At 60.6% G+C, this 6258-nt stretch carries 6 protein-coding genes and 1 pseudogene; 2 read left to right on the top strand and 5 right to left on the bottom strand.

Annotation, left to right across the window (positions count from 1 at the left end; genetic code table 11):
- A pseudogene (locus tag NAT21_RS14770) lies at nucleotides 1–98 on the top strand (sulfate adenylyltransferase subunit CysD); the annotation flags it as partial.
- Nucleotides 98–1522, top strand: a complete 1425-nt coding sequence (cysN, locus tag NAT21_RS14765; RefSeq protein ID WP_250939588.1) for a sulfate adenylyltransferase subunit CysN — start codon at nucleotides 98–100, stop codon at nucleotides 1520–1522. The pseudogene NAT21_RS14770 and the gene cysN, both read left to right, overlap by 1 nt.
- 57 nt (nucleotides 1523–1579) lie before the next feature.
- Here the strand turns inward: cysN and NAT21_RS14760 are convergent, their stop codons facing one another.
- The 5 genes from NAT21_RS14760 to cmoA all read right to left on the bottom strand — a co-directional run bounded on the left by NAT21_RS14760 (nucleotide 1580) and on the right by cmoA (nucleotide 6225).
- The gene (locus tag NAT21_RS14760; protein WP_250939587.1) at nucleotides 1580–2554 is read right to left on the bottom strand and encodes a ChuX/HutX family heme-like substrate-binding protein; all 975 of its coding nucleotides are present in this window, start codon (nucleotides 2552–2554) and stop codon (nucleotides 1580–1582) included.
- Nucleotides 2555–2667: 113 nt separating this feature from the next.
- A complete protein-coding gene (locus tag NAT21_RS14755; protein WP_250939586.1) occupies nucleotides 2668–3633 on the bottom strand; it encodes a GlxA family transcriptional regulator in 966 nt (321 codons plus the stop codon).
- Nucleotides 3614–4180, bottom strand: coding sequence for an isochorismatase family protein (locus NAT21_RS14750; protein WP_250939585.1), 567 nt, complete (start codon nucleotides 4178–4180; stop codon nucleotides 3614–3616). The genes NAT21_RS14755 and NAT21_RS14750 overlap by 20 nt, the downstream gene beginning before the upstream one ends.
- Before the next feature lie 307 nt (nucleotides 4181–4487).
- Nucleotides 4488–5471, bottom strand: a complete 984-nt coding sequence (cmoB, locus tag NAT21_RS14745; RefSeq protein WP_250939584.1) for a tRNA 5-methoxyuridine(34)/uridine 5-oxyacetic acid(34) synthase CmoB — start codon at nucleotides 5469–5471, stop codon at nucleotides 4488–4490.
- A gap of 1 nt (nucleotide 5472) precedes the next feature.
- Nucleotides 5473–6225, bottom strand: a complete 753-nt coding sequence (cmoA, locus tag NAT21_RS14740; protein WP_250939583.1) for a carboxy-S-adenosyl-L-methionine synthase CmoA — start codon at nucleotides 6223–6225, stop codon at nucleotides 5473–5475.
- Between the last annotated feature and the right edge of the window lie 33 nt (nucleotides 6226–6258).

Genomic DNA, 6258 nt, shown 5'->3' with positions numbered 1-6258 from the left:
AAATGCTGCTGACCCGCACGTCAGAGCGTTCGGGCCGGGCCATCGACCATGACCAGGCCGGATCGATGGAGAAAAAGAAACGGGAAGGGTACTTCTAATGGCACACCAATCCGATCTGATTGCTGAGAACATCGAGCAATACCTGAAGGAACACGAGAACAAGGACCTGCTGCGCTTCATCACCTGCGGCAGCGTCGATGATGGCAAGTCCACCCTGATCGGGCGCCTGCTGCACGACTCCAAGATGATCTACGAGGATCAGCTGGCCGCGATCACTCGCGATTCGAAAAAAAGCGGTACCACCGGTGACAAGGTGGACCTGGCGTTACTGGTCGACGGGCTGCAGTCCGAGCGGGAGCAGGGCATCACCATCGATGTCGCCTACCGCTTCTTCTCGACCGACAAGCGCAAGTTCATCATCGCCGATACCCCGGGGCACGAGCAGTACACCCGCAACATGGCTACCGGCGCCTCGACGGCAAGCCTGGCGGTCATCCTGATCGATGCGCGTTACGGCGTGCAGACCCAGACCCGTCGGCACAGCTTCATCGCCGACCTGCTGGGCATTCAGCATCTGGTGATCGCGGTCAACAAGATGGATCTGGTCGAATACGGTGAAGCCCGCTTCAACGAAATTGTCGAGCAGTACAAGCAGTTTGCCGACAAGCTCGACGCACCGAAACTGTACTTTGTGCCCATGTCCGCGCTGGAAGGCGATAACGTCGTCAACGCCAGCGAGCACATGAACTGGTACACCGGCCAGCCGCTGCTGGCCCTGCTTGAAGGCATCGAACTGAGCCGTGACCAGAACCTGACGGACCTGCGCCTGCCGGTGCAGTACGTCAATCGGCCCAACCTCGACTTCCGCGGCTACTGCGGCACTCTGGCGGCCGGCATCCTGCGGCCGGGTCAATCGGTCAGGGCACTGCCCTCCGGCAAGACCTCGACCGTGGAACGGATCGTCACCTTTGATGGTGATCTGGACGCGGCATACCCGGGCCGGGCCATCACCGTGACCCTGGACGACGAGATCGACATCTCCCGGGGGGACTGGCTGGTCGCCGCGGATGCAGAAATTGCGGAATCCAACGCCTTCACGGCGGACATTGTCTGGATGCACGAACAGGCGATGCAGCCGGGCAGGGCGTACGACATCAAGATCGGTACACGGGAAGTCAGCGGCCAGATCCGGCACATCGACTACCAGATTGACGTCAACACCCTGGATCACCACGCCGCCGATGAGCTGGTGCTCAATGCCATCGGGCGGTGTCAGGTGGAGCTGACCTCCCCGGTGCCGATCGACAACTACCGCAGGAGTCCGGGCACGGGCAGCTTCATCGTGATCGATCGGCTGACCAACGTGACCGTGGGGGCCGGCATGGTGCGTGATGCCCTGAGTGGCACGTCCACCGGAACCGATGTGGACTGGCAGGGGTTCGAGATCGAGTTGAATGCGCTGGTGCGCAAGTATTTCCCGCACTGGGAAGCCAGGGACGTTCGCGAACTGCTTAATCGCTGAAGGTGCTGGCACTGGTTGACAAAACGCCCGGATAATCCGGGCGTTTTCATATCCGAATCAGGCGGCCAGGCGTACCGACGCCATCAGTTCACCGTCGCTATCAAAGGCCTCCAGCCAGTGTTCCAGGCATGATTCACTGCACCGTTCTACCTGCCAGACACTGGTCAGTGCATCCGTATCCAGCCCCAGCGTGACTTTTCGTCCCTGAATGGCAAGGTGCGAGGGGTGTCGTTCGATCTGCTGAAGCGTGGTGGCATGTCGGTGCAGGCCTGCCCGTGAGGGCATGGACAGCACGATGGATGCTTGTGATTCCAGTGCTTCCTCCAGCGCGGTGGAGAAGCGCGCCGGTGCACACTGCCGGCTGAATCGGCCTTCAAGGGCGCGATTCAGGTCAAGAGGGGACAGGCCGTGGTCGCTTAACAGGCGGCGATAATCGTCGTGGTGACGCAGGTGCTGCCAGGTTGTCAGCAGCGCCTGCCGGTCAATGGCAGGCGTCGGGGTGGCAATGCGTCTTGTAAAGCGGGGCACTTCATCGAGCGCCTTGTCCAGCAGCCAGGACCAGCCACCGGCGCGGGGTTCGCAGGCCTCCAGGGTATGCAGTGCCTGTCCGAAGCGGTCAAAGACCTGCAACGTCCAGCCCAGCGTATGGCTTTTGGAGAAACTGCGCCGCAGGCAGGCCCAGTGCCAGTGAGGCAGCAGCCACTGCATGCTCAGGCCATTCTGTGCCTTGAGGGCGGCGCTGTAATCATTGCCGCGGACGGTCATCCGCTGGATAAGGCTTGTCAGCTCACCATGGCGTGAGCGGGTGGCGATACGCAACTCGCCCAGCCGTGGCAGGGCGAGTGCCAGATCGCAGGGCGTCAGTGCCAGGCCATGTACTTCTTCGCCCAGGGTGTCGGTGTCATCCAGTCGGGCCGCCATCAGCTCACCCTCGCTGACGCCGAGTGTCGTTGCAAGCCGGTAGCTGTTCCAGTGGGGAGCACGTAGTCTGGCTTCCTGATAGGCCGCCCGCAAGGCATTGATATCCGTCATCTTCCTTCCCCCCTTGTTGAATGTCGACGGCCGAAGCCCTGGATGATCGTGTCACTGATAATGAGAATTATTGTTATACATCAGGAGGGCGTCAAATGCCACGACTGATGGCATCAATGGCCCGGATGCGCGGCTGTTGCCCTGCGCCGCCATTGCGAAGGCGAAAGACCGTGAACATGTGTCCATTGGCGGCGAAACTGGCGAGTTTCCATGCCGACCTGCTCGGCAATGGTGTCGATGCCATGGCGCGTTTCGAGCAGTAGCTGGCGCGCTTCCCCCAGCCTCAAATGTGTCAGCCAGGCATGGGGAGTACAGCCGATATGATCGATGAACAGTCGATGAAGCTGGCGAGAGCTGATGGCAGCCTTATCGGCCATGACGGGCAATGTCCAGGCGGCGCTGATGGCATTGCAGATATCATCCTGCAGGCGATGAAGTCGTTCGCTGACATGGTTGCGCCCTTCAAGCCGCACTCCGAGCTGTGGTTCCTGTCCGCTTCGTCTGGCGTACAGCACCATCTCGCGTGCGACCGCGAGCGCTGCACTGGCTCCCAGATGTGCCTGTACCCAGTAAAGCGCCGTGTCGATACCGGTTGAAATACCGGCACTGGTAAGTACAGGACCATCCTCGATAAAGATGCAGTCTTCCTGAGCCAGCGCATCCGGCGCCAGTTGGCGCAGGGGCTGTCGGAGCCGATGGTGAGTGGTGCAGCGTCGTCCATTCAACAAGCCGGCGCGGCCCATGAGCAGTGCGCCGGAACAGATGGCCATGATGGTTTTGACATGCCTCTGTCGCGAAAGCCAGGCCACACAATCCTGCTGATGAAGATGGCTGGTCTGGCAGGTGTACTGACCGGGAACGACCAGCAGATCGGTTTCGAGTACGTCCGGCATCGGCGTGATGCCACTCAGCGTCAGGCTATCCAGCCATTCGATGCTTTCCTGTGGGCCAATGAATCGAAGTGCCAGATCGGGAGCATGATGCCTGGCACATGTAAATACCTGTACAGGCCCGGCGAGGTCCAGCGGGACCTGGCCGGGCAGCATGAGAATAGTGACATCAAGGGGTGGGGGTGTCATTGGCGGTCCATGTGCGGCAAAGCGATGCGGCATCAATGATACGCGCAAACCGTCCCTCCAGAACCAGCTCGGTACGACTGCGGATATCCTGTGCAGACCAGGTGCGGTCATTTCGTGTCATCGGAAAGGTCAGGGTGGCGTCGCTGACAAAGTCGACCTGATAGCCCAGATCGCTGGCTACTCGAGCTGTCGTTTCACAGCATTGTTCGGTGCGAATGCCGCTGATGGCCAGCCGGGTAATCTGTCTGGTGCGTAGCCAGCGATCAAGTCCGGTGTCGCTGAACGCATTGTGGGCGGTCTTGATGAAAGTGACCGCGGGCGTGAATGCCACGTCCTCCAGTGGGTATACCTGCCCTGACTCGGGATCAAAGGGCCCGTGGCTTCCGGGTGCCGCATGCAGAATCCGCACGATGGCAATGCCTGCCTGTTCGGCGGCCTCGATCAGAGCGCGTTGGGCGGGCACCCATTGATCTACCAGTGATGTGTCCCAAAAGGGGCGTGAGATAAAGGATTGCTGGGCATCAATAACCAGTAGCGCCGATGTCATGAGGAGGTTCCCGTGAGTGAATGAGTGCTCAGTGTGACGGGCTGGCCTGCTCATGGCCGGACGTCGGCTGACATGTATCGGTCATTTATTGCCATCACGGGGTCATGACCCATGGGATTGCGTCACTGCCTCGCCTGACCGTATCGGTCTGAGGTGCTGGCACATGAGGTATGGCGGTGTCATGAAGGCACGGGTGACCGGGCCGCAGGCGGCTGTTCATCTTCATCAGCGGGTGAGCCGGTCCTGCCAAAAAAGCCGTGGGGCTCAGGGGGATCCAGGATACCCCCTGGCCGCGGCGGCCAGCAGATCAGGTGCGTTCGGCGATCAGTACCGCTCGCCTGGGGGCCGGGTAACCTTCAATGGTGCGGGTCGGATCGTTCGGGTCGAGAAAGTCGGCCAGGGACTGGTAGGTCATCCAGTCCGTGCGGCGCTGCTCATCCCGTGTCGTGACGGCTTCATCCACGATGCGCACGTTGGTAAAGCCGGCGCGTGTCAGCCATTGCGCCAGTGCGAGGGAGGAGGGGAGGAAGTAGACGTTGGGCATTTGCGCGTAGCGCTCGCCGGGCACCAGTACCGTGTGCTCATCACCTTCCACTACCAGGGTTTCAAGTACCAGCTCACCGCCTGGGCGCAACGTATCACGCAGGGCCAGCAGGTGATCGATGGGCGAGCGACGGTGATAAAGCACGCCCATCGAGAAGGTCGTGTCAAAGGTTTCAAGCCGGGCGGGTACATCCTCGATGCCTACCGGCAGAAAATGCACGTCCGGTGCCTGTGGCCCCATCAGTTGCCTGATGGCATGAAACTGACAGTAAAAGCGTGGAGAGGGGTCTATCACAATTACCAGCCGCGCACCGGCGCCGGCCATTCGAAAGCCGTGATAGCCATTGCCGCCGCCCACATCCAGCACCCGACGCTCGGTCAGGTCGCTGATATGAGGCGCCAGCCGCTCCCACTTCCAGTCCGAGTGCCATTCGGTATCGATGACGGTGGTGCCTACTCGCCATGGGCCCTTGCGCCAGGGGGCGAGGGCCTTGAGCAGATTGGCGCAGCGCTGCTGATCACCCTCGGACAGGTCGGCATCAACGCTGACATGGGGGGTGGTGAGGCTGACGCGCGGTTCCTTGACGTTACCCAGCTTGTCGAGTACCCGGAGCCACCCGGAAAGGTCACCATGGCGGCGTGTATCCAGCCCCTCTGCCAGCTGGGCAGGCAGGCAGGCGAGCCACGGGGCCAGATCGTGTTCGATAAAGGCGTGATAAAGCGGTAAGTGGCGCGGATCTATCGGCATGTCAGTCAGCGGTTCCGGGCTTGAAGGCAATCATGGAGGCAAAGTTCAACTGGCGAAACCAGGTGACACTGCGTGTCAGACCGGCACGTGCCAGGCGCTCATGATGGGTCGTCAGGCTGTCAGTGATCATTACATCTTCCAGGGCGCTGCGCTTCTGGCTGATTTCAAGGTCGCTGTAGCCATTGGCACGCTTGAAGTCGTGATGAAGTTCAAAGAGCAGTTGCTCACTGGCGGGGTTGTCGTCGACAATTTTTTCGGACAGCACCAGCAGACCACCGGGGTTCAGGGCGTCGGCCAGTGACTGGATCACCTGATCACGCTCCTCGGGGGCCAGAAACTGCAGGGTAAAATTGAGCACGATCATGTCCGCCGGTCGATACTCAAGGGTGCGTATATCCCCTTCATACAGCCTGATGCGGTGCGTGGGGTAGCTGTCGGCCAGCACTTCGCGGGCCCGGGCGATCATGGGCGGAGACAGGTCAACGGCATCGAGCGTGAAGGCATCAGGGGGCAGTTGTCGACAGATCGAAAAGGTCGAGGCTCCCAGGGAACAGCCCAGATCGTAGATATGGCCTTCAGGAGGCAGGTAGCGTCTGGCGAGCACGCCGATCATGCCGATAATCTGGCCATAGCCCGGCACGGAGCGGCGGATCATGTCCGGAAAGCATTGGACAACCTGCTCGTCGAAGGAAAAACTGGCGACGTCGTCCAGGGGTGTCGTAAAGAGCGCGTCGCGGTAAGATGGCTCGGTCATAGGATCAAACAGTCAACATATGGAGTGAAGCAT

Origin of the sequence: Larsenimonas rhizosphaerae, from assembly GCF_023700005.1 — a bacterium.
Classification (GTDB): domain Bacteria; phylum Pseudomonadota; class Gammaproteobacteria; order Pseudomonadales; family Halomonadaceae; genus Larsenimonas; species Larsenimonas rhizosphaerae.
The sequence above is the reverse complement of the archived record's forward strand: the minus strand, read 5'-3'. Positions and strand labels throughout refer to the sequence as shown.